Below are 2,286 nucleotides of genomic sequence, written 5' to 3'. Positions count from 1 at the left end.
CCCCGCCCCCGACGCATCTTGCCGCACCGACGAGCGTGCGGCCATCGGTGCCCGGGCCCGGCCGCGGGGACCGGGACGGTCAGCCTCGGCGCGCCGCGTGCGGTCCCAGCTCGGCTTCCAGGCGGCCCAGCCGGGCGCTCGCCCGCAGGTGAGCCGCGGAGCCGACGGGGCTGCTCGCCGCGAGCGCGCGCCACGCGGTGAGGTCGTCGGCGCCCTCGTCGGACGCGGCCCAGCGCACGATCACCCTCGGGTCTCGCGACGCGAGGACGGCGGCGCGCACCTCGTCGGACACGGCCTGCCGGACCCGCTCGACCCCCGGCGACGACGAACGCGGCAGCACGGGCCCCGTGTAGGAGCCGACGGCCTGCGCGACGTCGCCGAGCGCGAGGGCCTCGCGGACCGCGTCGACGTCGGTGCGCACCGCGCGCGTCAGCCGGTACGGGCGCGACTCGCTCAGCAACGGGCCGACCACGCGCCGCAGCCGCGACACCTCGGCGCGCACGGTCACGCCCGAGAGGTCGGACTGCGACAGCAGCACCCCGAGCTCGTCGCCCGTCAGCCCGGCGGGGTGCTCCGCGAGCAGGAGCAGGATCTCCGCGTGCCGGCCCGTGAGCCGGTGCGCGGCGCCGTCCACGACGAGCGTGCCCCCCTGGCTGCCGAGCACGCGCAGCGTCGGCGCCGGGAGTCCGGCGGGCGGGCTCGTCGTGACCCGCCCGACCGTCGCCTCCACGGCCGTGGCGGTCGCGCGGACAAGCTGCATCGCGAGCCCGGTCCCGACGACGGGCCCACCGGTGATGTCGAGGACCCCGAGCACGCGCCCGTGCGCGTCGTGCACGGGCGCCGCCGCGCAGCTGAACGCGTGCACGGGGTGCGCCCAGTGCTCGCTGCCGATCACCTGGACCTCGCGGTTGGTCGCGAGCGCCGTGCCGGGCGCGTTGGTGCCCGCGCAGTCCTCGCTCCACACCGCGCCCTCGACGAACCCGACACCGCTGACCGCGCGTCGCACCTGCGCGTTCCCCTCGACCCACAGGAGCCGGCCCGACGCGTCCGTCATCGCCGCGACCCACTGCGGGTCGGTGTCGAGCAGGAGGCGGCGGACCACGGGGAGCGCGTCGGTCAGGGGCGTCGCGCGGCGCAGGCCGTCGAGGTCGTTCGCGGACACGTCGACGCGCGGCGCGGGGTGCTCGGGGTCGACGCCGCTGCGGCGGCTGCGCTGCCAGGAGTCCGCGACGAGGCGGCGGACCGACCCCGCGAGCCGACCGGTGCTGACGAACGTGTCCTGCGCGGCGCGGACGTCGGCGGGCAGGGTCGTCGTGGGCTCGGTCGTCGTGGGCTCGGTCGTCGTGGGCTCGGTCGTCGTGGGCACGAGCACCTCCCGCACTTCGGGGTCGGTGCGGCGCGTGCACCGGCGGCACCGACGGTCGAACCGAGTGTAAGGACCAAAGTCCCGTATCGGCAGCGGGAGCCGCGTGATCACGCGGATCGCGGGCCCCTGGCCTGCGGGTCCGCTGGCGGGTGCACGCGATGCGGGCGATCTGACATGTTGTGTCAGACTGTCAGCATGCCCAAGATCATCGGCGGGTCGCTCCACGAGCACCGCGAGCAGACCCGGCAGAAGCTGTTCGCCGCGCTCTCGACCCTCATGGCGGAGCGCGGCTTCGACGCCGTGACCCTCGCCGAGATCGCGCACGCCGCGGGCGTCGGCCGCACCGCCGTGTACAACCACTTCCCCGACAAGGAAGCGCTCCTCGTCGGCTTCATCACGCACGAGACCGAGCAGTACGCCGCGTCGCTGCAGCGCGCTCTCGACGACCTCGACGACCCGGTCGAGCGCCTGCGCACCTACGTGAGCCAGCAGATCCAGCTCAAGCGCGTCTACCACGTGGCCCCCGGCCCGGAGCTGCGCAGCGTCCTGTCCCGCCAGACGCAGCAGCGCGTGCGCGAGCACGTGGTGGTCGTCGAGCGGATCCTGCGCGAGATCCTCACCGACGGCATCGCGTCGGGCGCGTTCCCGGAGCAGGACCTCGACACCACCGTCCCGCTCGTCAACGCGTGCCTGTCCGGCCGGGGCGTCCCCGACGACGGGCCCGAGCGCGAGCGCGCGATCGAGCAGACCGAGGCGTTCGTGCTGCGCGCGGTCGGCGTCCTGACGGTCGAGCCGTCCGCCGACGAGCGGCACCCGGACGACGAGGCCGCGCGGTTGCCCGCCGCGGTCGTCGCCTGACCCGCCGCGTGCCACCCTCCCGCCGCGGCCGCCCGCAGCACCCCGACCCCTCCGACCGCCCT

At 76.0% G+C, this 2,286-nt stretch carries 2 protein-coding genes; one reads left to right on the top strand and one right to left on the bottom strand.

The window, feature by feature from the left end; translation table 11 throughout:
* Nucleotides 1–79: 79 nt before the first annotated feature.
* On the bottom strand, nt 80–1,366 hold the full coding sequence (locus CWIS_RS16410) for a GAF domain-containing protein (RefSeq protein WP_231583959.1): 1,287 nt from the start codon (nt 1,364–1,366) through the stop codon (nt 80–82).
* A gap of 195 nt (nt 1,367–1,561) precedes the next feature.
* Between CWIS_RS16410 and CWIS_RS16405 the strand changes: the two genes are divergently transcribed.
* The gene (locus CWIS_RS16405) at nt 1,562–2,224 is read left to right on the top strand and encodes a TetR/AcrR family transcriptional regulator (protein WP_048344421.1); all 663 of its coding nucleotides are present in this window, start codon (nt 1,562–1,564) and stop codon (nt 2,222–2,224) included.
* Nucleotides 2,225–2,286 lie beyond the last annotated feature (62 nt).

This window comes from Cellulomonas sp. A375-1 (assembly GCF_001040865.1).
GTDB lineage: Bacteria > Actinomycetota > Actinomycetes > Actinomycetales > Cellulomonadaceae > Cellulomonas > Cellulomonas gelida.
The sequence above is the reverse complement of the archived record's forward strand: the minus strand, read 5'-3'. Positions and strand labels throughout refer to the sequence as shown.

Bases quoted from the DNA above. Each gene is read 5' to 3' on its own strand.
- CWIS_RS16405 (WP_048344421.1), top strand. From the start codon at position 1,562: ATGCCCAAGATCATCGGCGGGTCGCTCCACGAGCACCGCGAGCAGACC.